Genomic DNA, 22,291 nt, shown 5'->3' on the forward strand with positions numbered 1-22,291 from the left:
AAGTGACGAAGCCGGGCTTCGTGGACGTGTGGCCGCTGTCCCCGCTCCAGAAGGGCATGCTGTTCCACGCCCTGTACGAGGAGCACAGCGCGGATGTCTATGTCATCCAGATGGCTCTCGACCTGCGCCGGGACGTGGACGCCGGGCTGCTGCGCGGCGCCGTGGGGACGGTGCTCGCGCGCCATGACAACCTGCGGGCCAGTTTCCGCAACCGCACCAGCGGCGAACCGGTGCAGGTGATCCTGCGCGAGGCCGAACCCGACTGGGCCGAACACGATCTGCGCGGGGTGGCCGGGGCGGACCGGGAGGCGGAACTCGCCCGGCTGCTGGCGGACGACCGTACCCGGCGGTTCGACCTGGCCCGGCCGCCGCTGCGGTTCTCGCTGGTGCGGCTGGCCGACGCCGAGTACCGGTTTGTGTTCACCGCCCATCACATCCTGCTGGACGGCTGGTCCATGCCGCTGGTGCTGGGCGAACTGATGGCGCTGTACACCAGCGGCGGGGACGCCTCGGCGCTGCCGCCGGTCGCCCCGTACCGCGACTACCTGGCCTGGCTGGCCCGGCAGGACCGGGCCGAGGCGGAGGAGACGTGGCGGCGCGCGCTGGCCGGTCTGGACGGGCCTACGCTGGTGGCGCCGCCCGACCCGGCGCGCGGCCCCGCGCTGCCCGCGACGCTGATCGAGGAGGTGGACGCGGAGCTGGCGGCCGGACTGGCCCGCCGGGCCCGCGCCCACGGGCTGACGCTCAACAGCGTGGTGCAGACCGCGTGGGGGCTGGTGCTGGCCGGGCTGACCGGCCGGGACGACGTGGTGTTCGGCGAGACCGTCTCCGGCCGCCCGCCGGAGCTGCCGGGTGTGGAGTCCATGGTCGGGCTGTTCATCAACACCCTGCCGGTGCGGCTGCGGATCGACCCGGAGCGTTCGCTCGCCGAGCTGGCGCGCGGGCTCCAGGACCAGCAGAGCGAACTCATCGCCGCCAAGCACCTGGGGCTTGCCGAGATCCAGCAACTGGTGGGCGGCGGGGAGCTGTTCGACGCCATCACCATCTTCGCCAACTATCCGATCGACACCGACACCCTGAAGAACTCCGCCGAGGGCATCGGGGCCGTCGCCGCCACCACGGTGGACGCCACCCACTACACCCTCAACCTGGAGGGCACGGTCCGCGGGGAGCGGATGACGGTCCGGCTGGACCACCGGCCGGACCTGTTCGCGGACGGCGCCGGACGGGAGATCCTGGACCGCTTCCTCGCCGTCCTGGCCGCGTTCGCCGCCGACCCCGGGCGGCCCGCCGGATCGGTGCCCGCCTTCACCCCCGAGGACCGGGCCCGGCTGGTGACCGCGAGGCCCGCCACCACCCGGGAGCCCGTGGCGGAGGCGTCCGGCGGCGCGCCGCGCACCGAGCGCGAGACGGCGCTGTGCGCGCTCTTCGCCGAGGTGCTGGGTGTGGCCCCGGTCGGGGTCCACGACAGCTTCTTCGAACTGGGCGGGGACAGCATCTCCTCCATCCAGCTCGCCCACCGCGCCCGCAAGGAGGGCGTCGAGATCACCCTGCGGGAGATCTTCGAGCACCGTACGGTGGCCCGGCTCGCCGCCCTCGACCACGGCCCCCGGCAGCCCGCCGTGACCGCCGAGGACGGGGTGGGCGCCGTCGTGCCCACTCCGATCATGCGCTGGCAGCAGGCCAGGGGCGGCCCGGTCGACGCCTTCAACCAGACCATGACCCTGCCGGTGCCGGCCGGGCTCGCACTGGAACAGGTCCGGGCCGCCGTCCAGGCGCTGCTGGACCGGCACGACGCGCTGCGGCTGCGGCTGGCCCGCACCCCCGGCGCCGACTGGGCGCTCACCGTGGACCCGGTGGGCGCCGTCCGGGCCGAGGACTGCGTACGCCGCGCCGGGAACCCGGACGACGAGGAGGAGCTGCGGGTCGCGATGCGGCGGCTGGCGCCCGAGGACGGCCGGATGCTCCAGGCCGTCTGGTACGACGCCGGGGCCGCCCCGGGACGGCTCACCGTGATCGCCCACCACCTGGTGGTCGACGGGGTGTCCTGGCGGGTGCTGCTGCCCGATCTGGAGGCGGCTCTGGACGCGCTCACCGACGGCAAGACCCCCGAACTGGAGCCGGTGGGCACCTCGTTCCGCCGCTGGACGCAGCTGCTGGCCGAGAACGCCACCGCGCCCGGCCGCGTCGCCGAACTGGACCTGTGGCGCGCCATCGCCGCCACGGACGACCCCGCGCTCACCGACCGCCCGCTGGACCCGGCCCGCGATGTGGTGGGCGCCGCCCGGCAGTTGACGCTCACCCTGCCCGCCGAGGTGGCCGAACCGCTGCTGGGCCAGGTGCCCGCCGCGTACCACGCCGGGATCAACGAGGTGCTGCTCACCGGTCTCGCACTGGCCGTCGCCCGCTGGCGGCGCGAACGCGGCCGGGGCGACGGCTCCGCGGTGCTGGTGGGCCTCGAGGGCCACGGCCGCGAGGAGATCGCCGAGGGCATCGACCTGTCCCGTACGGTCGGCTGGTTCACCAGCCTGTTCCCGGTGGCCCTCGACCCCGGCACGCTGCCGGAGGACGAGCTGTGGACCGGCGGCCGGGCGCTGGACACCGCGCTGAAGACCGTCAAGGAGCAGCTGCGCGCCATCCCCGACAAGGGCCTCGGCTACGGGCTGCTGCGCCATCTCAACCCCGCCACCGGACCGGAGCTGGCCGCCTTCGCCGAACCCCAGATCGGCTTCAACTACCTGGGCCGGATGGGCGAGGCCGACGCCGAGGACGCCGCCGCCGCCGACACCGTGGCGGTGCGCGACCTCACCGGCGCGGGCGACCCCGCCATGCCGCTCGGCTATCCCCTGGAGGTCAACGCCGCGGCCCTGGCCTACCCCGACGGGCAGCGGCTGGTGGCCTCCTGGACCTTCTCCGCGGAACTGCTCACCGAGGAGGAGGTCGGCGAGGTCGCCCGGATGTGGTTCGACGCGCTGCGCGCCCTGGCCACCGCCGCGACCCGGCCCGACGCGGGCGGGCTCACCCCCTCCGACCTGCCACTGGTGACCGTCGGCCAGGACGAGATCGACCGGCTGGCGGCGGCGCCCGGCGGACTCGCCGACCTCCTGCCGCTCTCCCCGCTCCAGCAGGGGCTGCTGTTCCACTCCGTCTACGACGAGTCCGCGCCGGACGTCTACACCATCCAGTCCGCCCTGGAGCTCCACGGCCCCCTGGACGGCGCGCGGCTGCGCGCCGCCACCCGCACCTTGCTGCGCCGCCACGGCAATCTGCGCGCCGCCTTCGTCACCTCCGCCTCCGGCATGTCCCTCCAGGTCGTGCCGCGCGAGGCCGAGGTGCCCTGGGCCGAGGTGGACCTGAGCGGGCTGGACGAGGAGGCGCGGCGGACCGAACTGGACCGGCTGCTGGCCGCCGACCGCGCCGAGCGGTTCGATCTCACCGCGCCGCCGCTGCTGCGCTGCACCCTGGTCCGGCTCGGCACCGACCGGCACCGCTTCGTGCTCACCGTGCACCACATCGCGGTGGACGGCTGGTCGATGCCGCTGCTCATCGGGGAGCTGTTCGAGCTGTACGGCCGGGGCGGCGACGACACCGCACTGCCCCCGGCCGTTCCGTACCGCGACTATCTGGCCTGGCTGGCCGCACAGGACCGGCAGGTGTCCGAGGACGCCTGGCGGACCGCGCTCGACGGCGTCACCGAGCCGACCCTGCTGGTGTCCGGCGCCCCCGCGGACCGCGCCCCCGCCGCGCCCGAGCGGTGGACCCAGGAGCTGCCCGCGGAGCTGAGCCAGGGGCTGCTCGCCGCCGCCCGCGAACACGGGCTGACCGTCAACACCGTGGTGCAGGCCGCGTGGGGGGTGGTGCTCGGCGCGCTCACCGGCCGTGAGGACGTGGTGTTCGGCTCGACGGTCTCCGGGCGCCCGCCGGAGCTGCCCGGTGTGGAGTCCATGGTCGGGCTGTTCATCAACACCCTGCCGGTGCGGGTGGACACCCGGCCCGGGGAGAACCTCGCCGGGATGGCCGGCCGGCTCCAGTCCCGGCAGTCGGGGTTGCTGGCCCACCAGTACCTGGGCCTGGCCGACCTCCAGAGGCTCACCGGCACCGGGGAACTCTTCGACACCCTGGTGGTGTTCGAGAACTATCCGGTGGACGCCGAGACCCTGGAGTCCACCGCCCGCGACCTCGGGGTCGTCGACGCCGACGTCCGGGACGCGGTGCACTACCCGCTGGGGCTGCTGGCCGCCCAGCGCGGTGACGCGCTGTCGCTGACCTGGTCCCACCGCCCCGATCTGCTGGACGCGGCCGCCGTACGGACCCTGGCCGGGCGCTACCGGCGGGTGCTGGAGGCGTTCGCCGCCGACCCCACCACACCCGTGGGCAGGCTCGATCTGAGCACCGAGGACGAGCGGGCGCCGCGGCGGGCCGCGGCCGACGCGGCGGACGGCGCGGCCGAGGACGAGCCGCACACCCTCACCGAGGTCTTCGAGACCGCCGCCGCGGCCACCCCGGACGCCACCGCCGTGGTGTGCGGGGACACCGCGCTGAGCTACGCCGAACTGAACGCGCGCGCCAACCGGCTGGCCCACCAGCTGATCGACCGTGGCGCCGGGCCCGAGCGGCTGGTGGCGCTCGCGCTGCCGCGCTCGGCCGAGACGATCGTGGCGCTGCTGGCCGTCCTCAAGGCGGGCGCGGCCTATCTGCCGCTGGACCCGGACTACCCGGCCGACCGCCTCGCGTACATGGTCGGCGACGCGGCGCCCGCGCTGGTGCTCACCGCCACCGGAGCCGGCCCGGCCGCGGTACCCGAGGGGGTGCCGGTGCTGGCCCTGGACGACCCGGCCGTACGGGAGGAGCTGGCCGGGCGGCCGGAGACCGACCCCACCGACGCCGACCGGACGGCCGCGCTCACCCCCGACGCCCCGGCGTACGTCATCTACACCTCGGGCTCGACCGGCCGCCCCAAGGGCGTCGTGGTCCCGCACCGCAACGCCGTGCGGCTGTTCACCGCCACCGACCACTGGTTCGGCTTCGGCCCCGACGACGTGTGGACCATGTTCCACTCCTACGCCTTCGACTTCTCGGTGTGGGAGATCTGGGGCCCGCTGCTGCACGGCGGACGGCTGGTGGTGGTCGACCACACCGTCAGCCGTTCCCCCGAGGCGTTCCTCGAACTGCTGGTCCGCGAGCGGGTCACGGTGCTCAGCCAGACCCCGTCCGCCTTCTACCAGCTGATGGCCGCCGACCGGGAGCACCCCGGACTCGGCCGCCGACTGGCCCTGCGCACCGTCGTCTTCGGCGGTGAGGCACTGGACCCGTGGCGCCTGGCGGAGTGGTACGAGCGGCACGGCGACGACGCGCCGCGGCTGGTCAACATGTACGGGATCACCGAGACCACCGTGCACGTCAGCCATGCCGCCCTGGACCGGGCGGGCGCGGCCGCCGCGACCGGCAGTGTCATCGGCGAGGCCATCCCCGATCTGCGGGTGCAGGTCCTGGACCCGGCACTGCGGCCCGTACTGCCCGGCGCGCCCGGCGAGATGTACATCTCCGGCGCGGGTCTCGCCCGCGGCTACCTCGGGCGCCCGGCGCTCACCGCGGGCCGCTTCGTCGCCGACCCCTTCGGCCCGCCCGGCGGCCGGATGTACCGCTCGGGCGACCTGGCCCGCCGGGGCCCGGACGGACGGCTGGAGTACCTGGGGCGCGCCGACGACCAGGTGAAGATCCGCGGCTTCCGGATCGAACCGGGCGAGATCGAGGCCGTGCTCGCCGGGCATCCGGCGGTCGGGCAGGTGGCGGTGCGGGTCCGCGAGGACCGGCCGGGCCACCGGCTGCTGGCCGCCTATGTGGTGCCCGCGCCGGGCGCCGCGGCGGACGGGGGCGAGCTGCGCGAACACGCCGCCGCCGCGCTGCCGGACCATATGGTCCCCGCGGCCTTCGTCACCCTCGACGCGCTGCCGCTGACCGTCAACGGCAAGCTGGACCACCGGGCGCTGCCCGCCCCGGCGTTCGGAGGCGGAAGCGGTGACGAGGGCGGTGGCGAGGGCGCGCGGGCGCCGCGCACCGCCGCCGAGGAGACGCTGTGCGCGCTCTTCGCCGAGGTGCTGGGGGTCGGGACGGTCGGTGTCGACGACAGCTTCTTCGAGCTGGGCGGCGACAGCATCATCTCGATCCAGCTGGTCGGCCGGGCCCGTGCGGAGGGGCTGCGGTTCAGCCCGCGCGATGTGTTCGCCCACCGCACGGTGGCGGCCCTGGCCGCTGCCGTCGCCACCGCTGACAGCACGGCGGAGACGGCCGCCGAGGAGGCGTCCTCCTCCGACGGCGTCGGCGAGATCCCGCTCACCCCGATCGTCCACTGGCTGCGGGAACGCGGCGGCACCATCGACCAGTTCAACCAGACCATGTCGATGCCCGTGCCGCCCGGCACCGACGCGGCCACCCTGCACGGCGCGCTCCAGGCCGTGCTGGACCACCACGACGCGCTGCGGATGACCCTGTCCCGGATCGCCGAGGACATCGGGTGGTCGCTGGAGACCGCGCCGCCCGGCGCCGTACGGGCCGAGGACTGTCTGCGCCGGGTGGACGCGGCCGCGCTGGTGCGCACCGGGCTCACCGAGGACCGGCTCGACACGCTGGCCGCCGAGGAGATCGCCGCCGCACAGGCCGAACTCGACCCCGACCAGGGCCGGATGGTGCGGGCCGTGTGGTTCGACGCCGGATCCGACGCCCCCGGTCAGCTCGCCGTCGTCGCCCACCACCTGGTGGTCGACGGGGTGTCCTGGCGGATTCTGCTGCCCGATCTCCAAGCCGCGATCGACGCGCTGCGCGCGGGGCGCCCGGTCGCCCTCGACCCCGTCGGCACCTCCTTCCGCCGCTGGTCCCGGCAGCTCACCGAGGCGGCCGGGGAGCCGGAGCGGATGCGGGAACTGGCGCTGTGGCGCGAGATGCTCACCGGCCCCGATCCACTGCTGACCGACGAACCGCTCGACCCGGCCCGCGACACCATGGGCACCGCGGCCATGCTGCGCTTCACCCTGCCCGCCGAGGTGACCGGGCCGCTGCTGGGCCGGGTGCCCGCCGCGTTCCGTGCCGGGGTCAACGACGTGCTGCTCACCGCGCTCGCCGTCGCCGTCGACGGTTGGCGCCGCGGCACCGGACGCACCGCCGGACGCGGTGAGGGCTCGCAGGTGCTGATCGACCTCGAGGGCCACGGCCGCGAGGAGATCGTGCCCGGAGCCGATCTCTCCCGGACGGTCGGCTGGTTCACCAGCCTCTACCCGGTGCGGCTGGACGCGGGCGAGCTGACCGGACAGGACATCGCGGCCGCCGGTCCGGCCGTCGGCGCCGCCCTCAAGCGGATCAAGGAGCGGCTGCGCACCATCCCCGACAACGGCATCGGCTACGGGCTGCTGCGCCATCTCAACCCGCAGACCGCCCGTGCGCTGGGCCGCTGCGCCGAACCCCAGATCGGCTTCAACTACCTGGGACGGCTGGGCGAGGCACCCGACGCGGACGTCCCCGAGGAGCCGGTGGCCGCGGGCGATCTGTCGGCCGTCGCCGACGCCGCGATGCCGCTGCCGCACACCCTCGACCTCACCGCGACCGCCGTCACCCACCCCGACGGACCGCGTCTGGTGGCCAACTGGGTCTACCCCACCCGGCTGCTGACCGAGGCCGACGTACGGGAGCTGGGCCGGGCCTGGTTCCGTGCGCTGCGCGCCCTGGTGGCCTACGCCGAACGCCCGGAGGGCGGCGGGCTCACTCCGTCCGACCTTCCGCTGGTCGACCTCGGCCAGCAGGAGATCGACCGGCTGGAGGCCGCCCACCCCGGCGGTCTGGCCGATGTCCTCCCGCTCTCCCCGCTCCAGGAGGGGCTGCTCTTCCACGCCCTCTACGACGAGCGCGGAGCCGATGTCTACAACGTCCAGATGGCGCTGGACCTGCGCGGGGAACTGGACCCGGCCGTACTGCGCGACGCCGCCCGCACCGTGCTGCGCCGCCACGACAACCTGCGCGCCGCCTTCCGGACCGGCGCCCGCGGACAGTCCCTCCAGGCCATTCCGCGCGAGGTCGAACCGCCCTGGACGGAGGTGGACCTGAGCGGGCTGGACGAGGACGCGCGGCGGGCCGGGCTGGACCGGCTGCTCGCCGAGGACCTGGCCGCCCGGTTCGATCTGCGGCGGCCCCCGCTGCTGCGGTTCACCCTGATCCGGCTCGGCGAGGACCAGCACCGGCTGCTCTTCACCAACCACCACATCCTGCTCGACGGCTGGTCGGGGCCGCTTGTCATGGCCGAGCTGTTCGAGCTGTACGGGCGGGCGGGCGATGCCTCCGGGCTGCCGGAGGTGACCCCGTACCGCGACCATCTGGCGTGGCTGGCCGAACAGGACCGGCGGGCGGCCGAGGACGCCTGGCGCACCGCGCTGGCCGGGGTGGACGAGCCGACGCTCGTCGCCCCCGCCGACCCGGCCCGCCGTCCGGTGCGGCCCGAGGCGTGGGAGGGCGGGCTGTCGGCGGACGCCCTCGCGGCGCTCACCGCCCGCGCCCGCCGCCACGGCCTGACCAAGAACACCGTGGTGCAGGCCGCGTGGGGGCTGCTGCTGTGCGCCGCCACCGGCCGGGACGACGTGCTGTTCGGCGAGACCGTGAACGGACGCCCCGCCGAACTCCCCGGTGTCGAGACCATGGTGGGCCTGTTCATCAACACCCTCCCGGTGCGGGTGACCGTCGAACGCGGCGACACCCTGCTGGACGTGGTGACCCGGCTCCGGGACCGGCAGCTCGACCTGATGCCGCACAAGTACCTGGGGCTGACCGACATCCAGCGGCTGGCCGGGGCGGGCGGTGCGCTGTTCGACACCTCCACCGCATTCGAGAACTTCCCGGTGGACTCCGGCGGCCTGGAGGAGGCCGCCCAGGGGCTCGGGGTCGTGGACGCCGAGATCCAGGACGGTACGCACTATCCGCTCCAGCTCGCCGTCACCGACACCGCCCGCGCGCTCACCCTCAAGCTGGACTACCGCCCCGACCTCTTCGACGCGGCCGCGGCACACGCCCTCGGGGAGCGGCTGGTGCGGCTGCTGGAGGCGTTCGCCGACGACCCGGCGCGGCCGGTGGCGGCGGTGGACCTGCTGTCGGTCACCGAGCGGGAACGGCTCGCGCGGTGGAACACCACCGGCCGTGCGGTGGAACCGGTGACCTTCTGTGAGCTGTTCGCGGCGCAGGTGGGGCGGTCGCCGGACGCGGTGGCGGTGGAGTCGGCGGATGTGGCGTTGTCGTACGCGGGGTTGGCGGCGCGGGCGGACGCGTTGGCGGGTCGGCTGTCGGCGGCGGGGGTGGGGCCGGAGGATGTGGTGGCCCTGGTGCTGGGGCGTTCGGTGGAGTCGGTGGTGGCTTCGCTCGCGGTGATGCGGGCGGGGGCGGCGTATCTGCCGGTGGATCCGGACTATCCGGCGGAGCGGGTGGCGTTCATGCTGGACGATGCCCGTCCGGTGGTGGTGCTGACCACGGAGGCGTACGCGGAGGTGGTGCCCGGGGGCCGGGCCGTGCTGATGGTCGACGGCACCGAGGCATCATCGGCCGCGCCCGTGCCGGTCCCCGTCGCGCTCGACGGTCCGGCGTATGTGATCTACACGTCCGGTTCCACCGGTGTGCCGAAGGGTGTGGTGGTCTCCCACCGTGGCATCGCGGCGTTCGCGGCGGCCGAGCGGGAGCGGTTCGCGGTGTCGGCGGACAGTCGGGTGTTGCAGTTCTCCTCGCCCAGTTTCGATGCCTCGGTGCTGGAACTGTGCATGACCCTGACGTCCGGTGCCACGCTGGTCGTTCCGGCCCCTGGACCGCTGGCGGGGGAACCGCTCGCCGAGGTCCTCGCGGAGCGCCGGGTGACCCACGCCCTGATTCCCCCGGCCGCCCTCGCGACCGTCCCGGCCACCGCGCTGCCGGACTTCCGCTGTCTGGTCGTGGGCGGGGAGGCGTGCCCGGCGGAGCTGGTGGAGCGCTGGGCGCCGGGCCGCCGGATGGTGAACGCCTACGGTCCGACCGAGTCCACCGTCGCCGTGTCGATGAGCGAGCCGCTGACCGCGGGGACCGGAACGCCCCCGATCGGCACCCCGGTGCCCGGGACCCGGGCGTATGTGCTGGACGGTTCGCTGCGGCTGGCCCCGCCCGGAGTGGCCGGTGAACTGTATGTGGCGGGGCCGGGGTTGGCGCGTGGCTATCTGCGGCGTGCGGCGCTGACGGCCGAGCGGTTCACCGCCGATCCCTACGGTCCGCCCGGGTCGCGGATGTACCGCACCGGGGATGTGGTGCGCCGGCGGGCCGACGGCCAGCTGGAGTTCGTCGGGCGCGCCGACGACCAGGTGAAGATCCGCGGCTTCCGGATCGAACTCGGCGAGATCGAGAACCGGTTCGCCGGACATCCGGCTGTCGCCCAGGCCGCCGTCGTGGTCCGGGAGGACCGTCCCGGGGACCGCAGGCTCGTCGGCTACGCCGTGGCCGACCCGTCCGTCACCCCCGCCGAACTGCGCGGGTACCTCGCGGGCGAACTGCCGGGCTATATGGTCCCCGCGGCCGTCGTGGTCCTGGCCGACGCCCTGCCGCTGACGTCGAACGGCAAGCTGGACCGCGCGGCGCTGCCGGTGCCCGAGTACGGCGCCGCCGGTGAGCGGCGCGCACCCCGCCACCCCCGCGAGGAGACCCTGTGCGGGCTGTTCGCCGAGGTCCTGGGGATCGACGCGCCCGGTATCGACGACGGCTTCTTCGACCTCGGCGGCCATTCGCTGCTGGCGACCCGGCTGGTCAACCGGATCCGTACCGAGCTGGGCGCCGAACTCCCGGTGCGGGCCGTCTTCGAGGCGCCGACCGTCGCCGCGCTGGCCGAGCGGCTGGCCGGGGCGGCCGGGGCCCGGGAGGGCCTGCGTCCGGTGGAGCGGCCGTCGGTGGTCCCGCTGTCGTACGCCCAGCGCCGGCTGTGGTTCATCAACCAGGTCGAGGGCGGCGGCACCTACAACATCCCGCTCGCCGTGACGCTGCGGGGCGAACTGGACACCGCCGCGCTGCGTGCCGCGCTCGCCGATGTGGTGGCCCGGCACGAGAGCCTGCGGACGGTCTTCCCGGTGTCCGACGGCGTACCGTCCCAGCACGTCCTGGCACCGGGGGAGGTGGCCCTCGCCCTGGAGGCGGCGGACATCGACCGGGCCGGGCTCGACCGGGCCCTGGAGGCCGAGGCGGGCCGGGACTTCGACCTCGCGGCCGACATCCCGCTGCGGGCCCGGCTGCTGCGGCTCGCCCCCGATGAGCATGTGCTGCTGCTGGTGCTGCACCACATCGCCGGGGACGGCGGTTCGCTGGCCCCGCTCGTCCGCGACCTCGGCACCGCCTACCGCGCGCGGTGCGAGGGGCTGGCGCCCGCGTTCGTGGCGCTGCCGGTCCAGTACGCCGACTACGCGCTGTGGCAGCGGCGGACCCTGGGCAGCGAGGACGACCCGGACAGCGCCGTCGGCCGTCAGCTCGACCACTGGCGCGGCGCCCTGCACGGGCTGCCGGAGGAGCTGAGCCTGCCGCTGGACCGGCAGCGCACCGCCGAGGCCGGGGTGAGCGGCGGCACGGTGCCGGTCGTCCTGCCGGAGGGGCTGGCGGAGGGGCTGACGGAGCTGGCGCGGCGCACCGGGGCCAGTCTGTTCATGGTGTTCCAGGCCGCCGTCGCCGCGCTGCTGACCCGGCTCGGCGGGGGGACGGACATCCCGCTGGGCACGGTGGTGGCGGGCCGCGGTGACGAGGCGCTGGAGGATCTGGTCGGCTTCTTCGTCAACACGCTGGTGCTGCGCACGGACACCTCGGGCGACCCCGGTTTCCTGGCCCTGGTGGAGCGGGTGAAGACGGCCGATCTTGCCGCCTTCGCCCACCAGGACGTGCCGTTCGAGCGGCTGGTGGAGGAGCTGAGCCCGGTCCGCTCACTGTCCCGCAACCCGCTGTTCCAGGTGGCGATCAGCTATCAGAACAACGAGCGGGCGGATCTGGAGCTGCCGGGGCTGACGGCGGAGCCGTATCCGCTGGACTCCGAACTCGCCAAGTTCGACCTGACCTTCGGCTTCAGCGAGGAGCCGGGGGAGGACGGCACCGGACCGGTGCTGGGCGCGGGTATCGAGTTCAACAGCGCGCTCTTCGACCGGGCGACGGTCGAGACGATGGCCGACCGGCTGGTGCGGCTGCTGACGGCGGCCGTCGCCGATCCCGAGCGGCCGCTGGCACGGCTTGAGCTGATGGCGGGCGAGGAGCGGGCGCGGCTGCTGCCCGGTGCCACCGAGGACGCGGTTCCGGCGGGCACGGTGGTCTCGCTGTTCGAGGCCCGCGCTGCGGACACCCCCGGGGCCACGGCCGTGGTCGCCGACGGGGTGACGCTGGGCTACGCCGAGCTGAACGCCCGCGCCAACGCCCTGGCGCACCGCCTCATCGCGCTGGGGGTGCGGCCCGACGACCGGGTGGCGATCCTCCAGGAGCGTTCGGTGGAGCTGGTGGTGGCCACGCTCGCCGTGCTCAAGGCGGGCGCGGCGTATGTGCCGCTGGACTCCCGGGCGCCCAGGGCGCGGCTGGAGACGATCGTCGCCGAGACGAACGCGGGCACCCTGCTCACCGACCGGGCGATGGCCGGAGTGGAGTTCGCGCACACCGCCCGGGTGCTGGTGGTGGACGAGGAGCGGCCGGACGGTGCGGCGGACCACGAGGCGGAGCACGAGGCGGACAATCCGGGGATCCCGCTGCTGGCGGGCCAGTTGGCGTACCTCATGTACACCTCCGGTTCGACGGGGCGGCCCAAGGGCATCGCCGTCACCCACGCGGACGTGGTGGCGCTGGCCGCCGACGGCCACTGGCGCGGCGGGGCGCACGACCGGGTGCTGATGCACTCGCCGCACGCCTTCGACGCCTCGACGTACGAGATGTGGGCGCCGCTGCTCGGCGGTGGCACCCTCGTGGTGGCCGCGCCCGGTCAGCTCGACGCGGCCCGGCTGCGCGGCCATGCCGATCGGGACGGACTGACCGCGGTGTTCCTCACCACCGCGCTGTTCAACCTGATGGCCGAGGAGGACCCGGGCTGCTTCGCCGGTCTCGCGCAGGTGTGGACCGGCGGTGAGCAGGTGTCGCCGGGCGCGTTCCAGCGGGTTCTGGACGCCTGCCCGGACACCGGTCTGGTGCATGTCTACGGGCCCACCGAGACCACCACCTTCGCCACCTGCCATCCGATGCGCGCCCCGTACCGGGTGGGGACGACCGTGCCCATCGGCCGGGCCATGGACCGGATGCGGGCCTATGTCCTGGACGACCGGCTGGGGCTCGCCCTGCCGGGGGTGGTCGGCGAGCTGTACGTGGCGGGCGCCGGAGTGGCCCGCGGCTACGCGGATCTGCAGGGGCTCACCGCCGAGCGGTTCACCGCCGATCCGTACGGTCCGCCCGGGGCGCGGATGTACCGCACCGGGGACCTGGTGCGGTGGGACGCCGAGGGGCGGGTGGAGTTCGTCGGCCGGGCCGACCACCAGGTGAAGATCCGCGGCCTGCGGATCGAACTCGGCGAGATCGAGAGCGCGGTGGCCGCCGGCCCGGGGGTCGCCCAGGTGACGGTGGTGGTCCACGAGGACCGGCCGGGAGCCAAGAAGCTGGTGGCCTATCTCGTCCCCGCCGCTGATCAGGGGGGCCGGGGGGAGCGATACGTCCAGGCGGTGCGTGACCGGGTGGCCGCGGCCCTGCCGGAGTACATGGTGCCCGCCGCGTTCGTCACCCTCGACGCGCTGCCGCTCACGCCCAACGGCAAGGTGGACCGCACGGCGCTGCCCGCGCCCGACTTCGGGGCGGCCGCCGGTGGCGGCCGCGGTCCGCGCACCCCGCGCGAGGAACTGCTGTGCACGCTCTTCGCCGAGCTGCTGCGGCTGCCCAAGGTGGGTATCGACGACAACTTCTTCGAGCTGGGCGGGGACAGCATCGTCTCCATCCAGCTGGTCAGCCGGATCCGTTCGGTGTTCGGCGCGGAGGTCTCCAACCGGGCCGTCTTCCAGGCGCCCACCGTCGCCCAGCTGATCGAGCTGATGGGACAGGAGGACCAGGGGGAGGGGACGGGGGACAGCGGTTTCGAGGTCGTCCTGCCGCTGCGCACCGCCGGGGACAAGCCACCGCTGTTCTGTGTGCACCCCGTCGGCGGGGTCAGCTGGATGTACGCGGGGCTGCTCCGCCATCTCCCGGCCGACCAGCCCGTCTACGGCGTCCAGGCGCGTGGCATCGCCCGCGAGGAGCCGCTGCCCGCCTCGATCCCCGAGATGGCGGCGGACTACGTCGAGCAGATCCGCAAGGTGCGCCCGCACGGCCCGTACCACCTGCTGGGCTGGTCAATGGGGGCGCTGGTCGCCCATGAGATGGCGGTCCAGCTGCGACTGAGCGGCGAGGAGGTCGGACTGCTGGCCAACCTCGACCAGCCGCCGGTGCCGGTCGAGGAGTTCGGCGACGCGTACGTGGCGGCGGACGAGCAGAAGGTGCTGGCGGTGCTGCTGGACTTCACCGGACACGACCCGAGGATGTTCGGGGACGGCCCGCTGGAGTACGGCCGGGTCATGGAGGTGCTGCGGGCCGAGGGCAGTGCGCTGGCCACCTTCGAGGAGCGGGACATCCTCCGCATCGGCCGGGTCAACAACAACAACTGGGAGCTGACGCTCGGTCATGTGCCCGGGGTCTACGACGGCGATGTGACGCTGTTCGTGGCCACCGAGTCCGAGGACTTCCCCGGTGACCCCGCGGGCAAGGTGGCGAGCTGGTCCGGCCGGATCGCCCCGTACACCAGCGGGCGGGTGGCCACCCACGAGGTGGACTGCGAACACCGGCAGCTCCTCCGGCCCGGGCCGCTGGCCGAGGTCGCGCGGGTGGTACGGGACCTTCTGGACCGGCCCGTGGACCGGCCCGGCCACGGCGGCTGACCCCCCGGCCGCTCCGTATCCCGGTGCTCCCGAGCCTCCGCGCCCGGGAGCACCGGGGTTTTCCCGGGGTGCGTCGCGGGGTTTCCAGGGGTGCCCCGCGGGGTGTTCCCGCCCCGAAATCTCCCATTCGGCAGATGTCCGGCGCGGGTCCGCTCGGAATGCTGAGCGGGAGGAACAGCGCTCGTCGCCGACGCGGTGACGAGGAGGAGAGGACAACGATGACGCAGCTCGCGGACAGTGAGCCCCAGCGGTCGCGGGAGGAGCGGAGGCAACCACTGAACGGGGCGGACGGGGCGGACGGGGCAGCACGGGGCTCCCGCCGGGGTCCCGGATGGCCGTCGTGGGTCGGCTACGCCGCCTTCGCCGCTCTGCTGCTGTACGGACTGGCCAACGTCCACTGGGCGCTGGGCGGCGACGGTTTCCCGTTCGGCGCGGAGGACGCCAACCCGGAGTACTCGGCCTTCGAGCACACCCCGGCGTCCACCCTGGCCCCGGCGCTGGCAGCGCTGCTGCTGCCCAGCGCGGCCGTCGCGCTGCTGATGGCGCTCCCGGGCCACCGCCGGGTACCGCGGAATCTGCTGCTGGGCTACACCTGGTGCTTCGTCGCCGTGGCGCTCGCGGCGTTCGCCGACTTCCGGCTGCTGGGCAATCTCGCCTATGCGCTGCTGCTCCGCTTCGGCGCCATCAACTGGACGGTGCTCAACCAGTTCTTCCTGGTCCTGGGCGTCGGGCTGATGGCGCTCACGGCGCTGGCGTACCAGCGCCGGCTGCGGGACGCCTGCGGCGCTTGCGGCCGCACGGACGGCGAACCGGGCTGGACCGGCCCGGAGGCGGCGGCGCAGTGGGGCCGCAAGGCCGTGCGGATCGCCGTCGTCATCCCGTTCGTCTACGCCAGCACCCGCTGGGCCTGGGCGCTGGGCATCCCCCTGGGCATCTCCGACAAGCTGTGGGAGGAGGGCAAGGAGGACCACCTCTGGTACTGGGGAGCCGGTCTCGCCACCCTCGGCGCCCTCGGCGCGCTGCTGACCCTCGGCCTGGTCCAGCGCTGGGGCGAGGTCTTCCCGCGCTGGATGGTGGGGCTGCGGGGGAAGCGGGTGCCGCCGCCGCTGGCCATCATCCCGGCCTCGCTGGTGGCACTGCTGATCACGATCGCCGGGGTGATGTACATCCGGCTGGAGATCCAGGGCAGGTTCGACAACCAGAGCGAGGACTGGGGCACCACGGTGCCGGAGATGTTCTGGCCGCTGTGGGGGGCCGCGCTGGCCGCGGCCACCCTCGCCTACCATCTGCGCCGCCGGGGCCGCTGCAAGCGCTGCGGACGGCGGTGAGACCCCGTCGGCGGGCGGTTCAGCTCGCGCGGCGGAAGTTGCGGATGGCCAGCGGGGCGATGACGGCCACGACCACGCCGCAGATGCCGAACGTGGCCAGCACCGTCCCGGCGTCCGGGTCGCCCAGGGCCAGGTCGCGCGCCGCGGTGATGGCGTGGGACATCGGGTTCACCTCCGCGAACGCCCGCAGCCAGGACGGCAGTCCGTCGGTCGGGACGAACGCGTTGGAGGCGAACAGCAGCACCATGTTGACCATGCCGCCCACCGGCTGCATCGCCTCCGGCTTGCGCAGCCACGCGGACAGCGCCATGAACACCCAGCCCAGCGACCAGCCGAGGACCATCGCCACCAGCAGCGCCCCCAGGGAGCCCAGCACCCCGCCCTGCGGGCCGTAGCCGAAGACCAGGGCACCTGCCACCAGCATCACCACCATGTTCACCGCGTTGAGCACGGTGTCGGCGATGCTGCGGCCGATGAGGATGGTGCCGGTGTGGATCGGCATGGACTTGAAGCGGGAGATGATCCCGTTGTTCAGCTCGGTGGTCAGCGCCACACCCGACTTCAGCCCCGCGCTGATCGCGCTGGTGATGAGGAAGGCGGGCAGCAGATAGTCGATGTAGCTGACGCCCGCCGGGAACGACTGTGTCTGCGACACGCTTTTGAAGACCTGGCTGAAGACGGTCAGCATCAGGATCGGCTCCAGGATGCCCGGCAGCACCAGGGCCGGTTCGCGCAGCGCCCGCAGCGACCGTCCGGAGAGCACCTGGATCTGCCGCAGCGGGCCAGAACCGCGGAAGCGCGGCGGGGTGACCGGGGCGGTCGGGCCGGCGGTCTCCGGCTCCGGGGAGTGCGGGCGGTCGGCGATGATGCTCATGAGGACGTCCCTGCCTCGGTCGGGTTACCGGCGTTGGTGGCGTGGTGCGCTGCCGTGGGGTGGTTCAGGGCCATGTACACGTCGTCGAGGGTCGGTTCGGAGAACGCGAGCCCCGCCATGTCCGTAGCGGCCTCGTCCACGGCCCGGACCACCACCGCGATGTCCGTGGAGTCGGCCACCGGCACGGTGAGGACGAGCCCGTCCTCGTCATGGGCCGGAACCAGGGCGGCCCGGCGCAGCGCCTGGACCGTACGGGCCCGGTCCTCGGCCCGGCGCAGGGTGACGGAGACACTGCGCCGCCCCACCCGCTCCTTCAGCTCGGCGGCGGTGCCCGAGGCGATGACCCGGCCCGCGGCGAGCACCGTGATGGAGTCGGCCAGCGTGTCGGCCTCCTCCAGGTACTGCGTGGTCAGCAGGACCGTGGTGCCGTCCTGCACCAACCGCTCCACGATCTCCCACAGTCCGCGCCGGGCCACCGGGTCCAGTCCGGTGGTCGGCTCGTCGAGGAAGATCACCTCGGGGCGGCCGACCAGACTGGCCGCCAGATCGAGCCGCCGCCGCATCCCGCCGGAGTAGTTCTTGGCGTTGCGGCGTCCGGCTCCGGTCAGATCGAACAGCTCCAGCAACTCGTCGGCCCGTTCCGCCGCCTCCGTGCGCGTGGCGCCCAGCAGCCGGGCCAGCAGGATCAGATTGGCGCGCCCGGGGAGCGTCTCGTCCACCGCCGCGTACTGGCCGGTGAGCCCGATGAGCCGGCGCACCTCCTCGGCCCGGGCGGTGACATCGAGCCCGGCGACCCGGGCCCGTCCGGAGGAGGGGCGGGTCAGCGTGCTCAGAATGCTGACCAGGGTGGTCTTTCCGGCGCCGTTGTGGCCGAGCAGACCCAGGACCGAGCCCCGCGGCACCGCGAGGCTCACATCGTCGAGCGCGGTCATCGTCCCGAATCGCTTCGAGATATGCGAGACGTCGATCATCATCGTGTCCACCGGATATACGGTAGGTGGCATTGTCCGCCGTGGGGCCGGGCTATCAGCAACGTCGAAGTGGAATTGCCGCTTGGTGAAAGCCGTGCTATTTCCGCCGGGGCGGCGGGCCGGAAACGCGGGCCGGAATGCGCGGGGAAAACCGGCGGCCGAATCCGCTCCGGGGGCCGGTCCGGGCTCTGCCGAACGGCACATTCCCCGCCGGATCAGGACCCATGACGACCTGCCGATCGGTGGATGTGCCGACCCGTCCCGTTCCGTCACGCTGGCAGCGGACCGGCGGACCGACGGAGGACACCATGACCATGAGCGCCGAACGGGACCTGGCGTCCCCGCCGCCCCGCACCGACGCCGACGACGCACCGTCCCCCCGCCCCTCGTGGCTCGCCCGCCGGGCGGCGCACACCGTGCCGTTCACCCTGCTGCCCACCGGGCTGTGGCGGTGCGCGATGGGCTTCGGTGTGCCGCTGGGCTTCGCCACCACCTCGGATCTGCACGAGAGCCACTTCCCGGGCTGGATGACGCTGTACGTCATCGCGCTCAGCCTCTTCGCGGAGGCACTGGGGCTGCTCACACTGGGGCTGATCCAGCCGTGGGGCGAAGTGGTGCCGCGCTGGATCCCGTTCCTGGGCGGCAGGCGGATTCCGGTGCTGTGCGCGGTGATCCCGGCGTCCCTCGGCGCGCTCGCCGTCACCCTCATCACCATCGTCGGCGCGTTCACCTGGAACGCCCCGGAGAACCTGGCGGAGATCAGCGATCCGTACGGCCCGCTCTACTGGCTCCAGACCGCCTGTTACGCGCCCCTGCTGGCCTGGGGCCCGCTGCTGGGCGTGGTCACCGTGGCGTACTACCGGCGTCGGCGAGCGGCAGAACGGCGGCCGTCCGCCAGCCGCCCCCCGCGTCCGGGCCCGCGCTGAGCGTGCCGCCCAGCGCCTCGATGCGCTCGGTCAGCCCCAGCAGCCCGGTGCCGCCCCGGCGGCCGTCCTCGCCGACATGGCCGCCGGAGCCCGAGCTGAGGGCCTCGACGCCGTTGACCACGCTCACGGCCAGCGCGTTGCCGCGGCGCTCCAGCGCCACCCGCACCCGTACGGTGGCCGCCGTGCGGGCGTGACGGCGGACGTTGGTGAGCGCCTCCACCACCATCCGGTGCGCGGTGCTCGCCACCTCGCGCGGCACCCGCGCGATCGCCTCGGCGGTCAGCTCCAGTTCGAGCCGTACCTCGGCCCGCCCCGAGGAGCGGAACCGCTCCACCACATCGGTGATGTCCTCCAGCCCGTACGTCCGCGGCCGGTCCTCCGCCTCGCCGCCCCCGGTGTCGGCGTCACCGAGCATGCGCACCGTACGGTCCATCGAACGCAGCGCCTGCTGTCCGGCCGCCTCGATCTGCCGCAGCAGCGGCATCAGCCGCTCCGGCTGCTCGGCCCCCACCAGCTGCGCGGCCTGGGCGAGCACCACGATGCCGGAGACGTCGTGGGCGACGAAGTCATGCAGGTCCCGGGCGAGTTCCAGCCGCTGGCTGCGGCGCGCGGCCCGCACCGAGTTCAGCCGCCGCGCGTCCAGCGCCCGTAAGTACCCGCCGACCAGCGTCGCGCCGATGGCCCCGAGCCCCATGAACGCGCACTGCCCGAACGCCTCGAGGAACGATTCGTATGCCCCCACCCGCAGGATCACCGTGGACCCGGCGGCCGACAGCAGCAGCACCAGCGGCACCCCCTGCGGCGCGGGCGCGAACCGGGTCACCACGAACACCAGCGCCGTGACCGCCGCGAACTCCACCAGCATCAGTACCCCGAGCGGCGAGTCCTCCCCGGCGTCCCCCGTGAGCACGGTCGCCACCGCGGAGACCACGGCCACCACCGCCGCCGTCGCCCCGAGCCGCGCCCGGGTGCGCGGCCACCACCCGACCGTCACCAGCGTGGCCCCCACCGCCACCACCATCGACACGGCCGCAACCCACCCGGCCGCGGACCCCACCGCGAGCCCGCCCACCACGGCCAGCCCCGCCGCGCCCCCGCACACGGCCCGGACGGCGGTGCGCCAGGAGCCGTACCGGTTTCCGTGTCCGCTCTCCCTGCCCAATGACTTCCCCTCGCCGTCCGTTTGCCGTCGACCCGTTTCGCGCCACTGCCGCGCGAATTCTAAAGGGAGTTGACGGGCTTTCGAAGAATTCGATATGGCGTGGACAGGAATGCGGATCCCATGGGAGGACTGCCGGGAAGCCGTATCGCTGTCCCCGGGAGATGCCGATGGATGCGCAGGACCATGACGGCCGGGCGGAATTGGATCGACTGCTCCCGCGATGGCACTTCCGGGAAGTCCACCGGGTGTGTGTGACGGCGTCCGCCGAAGCGGTGATGCGGGCGGTGTGGGAGACCACCTGGGCCGAGGCCCCGATGGCACGGGCGCTGGTGGCGCTGACGCGGGCCGATGTGGGCAGGGAGCGGCGGATCGTCGGGGACTTCCTCGGCGCAATGGGGGAGACGGTGCGCGCCGGGGAGCGGGAGGTGCTGTTCGTCGGCGTGGACACGCTGGAGGAGGGCAGGGCGCGGCCCGAGGGGAGCGCGCTGGACGTGGTCCGGGGGTGTGCGGAGCCGGGGCTGCTGAAGGTGGTGATGAACGTGCGCTTCGGCGGGGGTGTGCTCAGCACGGAGACCCGGGTGTACGCCACCGACGACCGCACCCGGCGCCGGTTCCGGCCGTACTGGCTGGCCATCCGGGCCGGGAGCGGCCTCACCCGGACGTCGATGCTGCGCGCGATCCGCCGCCGGGCGCTCGGCACCGGTCAGGGCCAGGGCCCGGCGCTGCCCGGAAACCGTTTGCCGTGATCGTCGCCGGTGATGAGGATGGCGCCATGCCCACGCTCACCGCCGTGCCGAGGTCGGACGGACCGATGAGCCGGCGGCGGACATCTACGCATCCTCCGGCGCCATCGACCCCGCCGCGGCCCGCGCCGCCATCGCGAACTTGGCCGCCCCGGTGCTGGTACTCGCAGGTGAACTGGACAGCGGCCCGCGCCCCCGGGTCGCCGCCGGCATCGCGTCGTTGTTCCGCCATGCCGAACTGACCGTCCAGCCGGGCGCCGGCCACCACCCACGGCTGGACGTCCCCGTCCGCTTCACACGGACCGTCGCCGCCTTCCTCACCCGCTGGGCCCTGGTGGGGATCCGCGGTGCGGGGCACGGCGAGAGCGGCGAGGGCCGCCGTGGCCGGGGGCCGTGCCCGCGGTCAGGCGGATGACCGGTGGCCCCCGGCCGGGGCGGGGTGCAGCGCCGCGATGCACTCGGGCAGGCGTGCCCACACCGGCGGGGTGTAGAAATGGCCTCCCGGCAGTTCGTCGGCGCGGAACTCCCCGGTGGCCAGCGGCCGCCAGCGCGCGGCCGGGGCGTCGAGGTCGTCGTCCGCGCCGTACAGCACCTGGAGCGGGGTGCGGACCGTGACGCCCTCGCGGTAGCGGTAACCGTCGGAGACCAGCAGATCGGCGCGGAACACCTCGACCGCCATCGACCGCAGTTCGGGTTCGGCGAGCACCACGTCGGACAGCTGGCCCACCGTGCTCATCCAGGTGAGGAGTTCGTCGTCGGTGTCGCGCGGGGTGGGGGTCTCCCGGCGCTTCTCGGCCCAGCGGACCGGGGAGTCGGCGCCGGAGGCGATCAGCGCGCGCGGCGGGGCGCCCGCGCCCGCCTCCAGCCGGCAGGTGAGGTCGAAGGCGACCCAGGCGCCCATGCTGTGGCCCAGCAGGAGGTAGGGGCGTTCGGCCGCGACCGTGCGGACGGCCTCCAGCGCGTCCGCGATGAGCGCGTTCCAGTCGGCCGCGAAAGGAACCGTGTATCGGCCTTCCCGTCCGGGGTAGCAGTACAGCACCAGCTCCACATCCGGCGGCAGGGCCTCGGCCCAGGGCCGGAAGGAAGCCGTACCGCCGCCGCAGAAGCTCAGGCACAGCAGGGTCCGGGTCGCGCCGGGGCGGGGGAGCGGACGGAGCAGCGACCGCGACATCGGTGGACTCCCGTGCGGTGGACGGCGGTTGGCGCGGTCACGGTACCGCGCGGCACACGGCCGACGGCCCGGGAACGAGAATTTCTTGATGGCCCGAGGTGACCGTGTGTGGTGGAGCGGGCGGGCTGGGTGACGGCCGGACGGGCCGTGCCGGGGCCGTACCGCGGC

General features: G+C 74.1%; 9 protein-coding genes. 5 read left to right on the forward strand and 4 right to left on the reverse strand.

Features of this window, described 5'->3' with window-relative positions:
* Positions 1-2 precede the first annotated feature (2 nt).
* On the forward strand, positions 3-14,948 hold the full coding sequence (locus HUT19_RS23005) for a non-ribosomal peptide synthetase (RefSeq protein ID WP_254885727.1): 14,946 nt from the start codon (positions 3-5) through the stop codon (positions 14,946-14,948).
* A 218-nt stretch (positions 14,949-15,166) separates the two neighbouring features.
* Positions 15,167-16,276, forward strand: coding sequence for a hypothetical protein (locus tag HUT19_RS23010; protein WP_176182272.1), 1,110 nt, complete (start codon positions 15,167-15,169; stop codon positions 16,274-16,276).
* A gap of 19 nt (positions 16,277-16,295) precedes the next feature.
* Here HUT19_RS23010 and HUT19_RS23015 read toward each other — a convergent pair whose 3' ends face one another.
* Entirely contained in the window at positions 16,296-17,150 is an 855-nt protein-coding gene (locus HUT19_RS23015) for an ABC transporter permease (protein WP_176182273.1), read from the reverse strand.
* A complete protein-coding gene (locus HUT19_RS23020) occupies positions 17,147-18,124 on the reverse strand; it encodes an ATP-binding cassette domain-containing protein (protein ID WP_254886206.1) in 978 nt (325 codons plus the stop codon). The genes HUT19_RS23015 and HUT19_RS23020 overlap by 4 nt, the downstream gene beginning before the upstream one ends.
* Before the next feature lie 305 nt (positions 18,125-18,429).
* On the opposite strand from HUT19_RS23020, the gene HUT19_RS23025 reads away from it, so the two are divergent.
* Positions 18,430-19,047 (forward strand): hypothetical protein, encoded by a 618-nt coding sequence (locus HUT19_RS23025; protein WP_368661703.1) that lies wholly within the window; start codon positions 18,430-18,432, stop codon positions 19,045-19,047.
* Here the strand turns inward: HUT19_RS23025 and HUT19_RS23030 are convergent.
* Positions 18,965-20,209: a sensor histidine kinase gene (locus HUT19_RS23030; RefSeq protein WP_176182274.1), complete on the reverse strand. Its 1,245-nt coding sequence runs from the start codon at positions 20,207-20,209 to the stop codon at positions 18,965-18,967. The genes HUT19_RS23025 and HUT19_RS23030 overlap by 83 nt on opposite strands.
* A 167-nt stretch (positions 20,210-20,376) precedes the next feature.
* Between HUT19_RS23030 and HUT19_RS23035 the strand changes: the two genes are divergently transcribed.
* Positions 20,377-20,955 carry a hypothetical protein gene (locus HUT19_RS23035; protein ID WP_254885728.1) on the forward strand — a complete coding sequence of 193 codons (579 nt, stop codon included), beginning with the start codon at positions 20,377-20,379 and terminating at the stop codon, positions 20,953-20,955.
* Between the two features lie 151 nt (positions 20,956-21,106).
* Positions 21,107-21,367: an alpha/beta fold hydrolase gene (locus HUT19_RS23040; protein WP_176182275.1), complete on the forward strand. Its 261-nt coding sequence runs from the start codon at positions 21,107-21,109 to the stop codon at positions 21,365-21,367.
* Here HUT19_RS23040 and HUT19_RS23045 read toward each other — a convergent pair.
* Positions 21,356-22,123, reverse strand: coding sequence for a thioesterase II family protein (locus HUT19_RS23045; protein ID WP_176182276.1), 768 nt, complete (start codon positions 22,121-22,123; stop codon positions 21,356-21,358). The genes HUT19_RS23040 and HUT19_RS23045 overlap by 12 nt on opposite strands.
* Positions 22,124-22,291: the final 168 nt, after the last annotated feature.

This window comes from Streptomyces sp. NA02950, assembly GCF_013364155.1.
Lineage (GTDB): Bacteria > Actinomycetota > Actinomycetes > Streptomycetales > Streptomycetaceae > Streptomyces.

Bases quoted from the DNA above. Each gene is read 5' to 3' on its own strand.
- HUT19_RS23025 (WP_368661703.1), top strand. From the start codon at position 18,430: ATGACCATGAGCGCCGAACGGGACCTGGCGTCCCCGCCGCCCCGCACC.
- HUT19_RS23015 (WP_176182273.1), bottom strand. From the start codon at position 17,150: ATGAGCATCATCGCCGACCGCCCGCACTCCCCGGAGCCGGAGACCGCC.
- HUT19_RS23035 (WP_254885728.1), top strand. From the start codon at position 20,377: ATGGATGCGCAGGACCATGACGGCCGGGCGGAATTGGATCGACTGCTC.
- HUT19_RS23010 (WP_176182272.1), top strand. From the start codon at position 15,167: ATGACGCAGCTCGCGGACAGTGAGCCCCAGCGGTCGCGGGAGGAGCGG.
- HUT19_RS23020 (WP_254886206.1), bottom strand. From the start codon at position 18,124: ATGATGATCGACGTCTCGCATATCTCGAAGCGATTCGGGACGATGACC.
- HUT19_RS23045 (WP_176182276.1), bottom strand. From the start codon at position 22,123: ATGTCGCGGTCGCTGCTCCGTCCGCTCCCCCGCCCCGGCGCGACCCGG.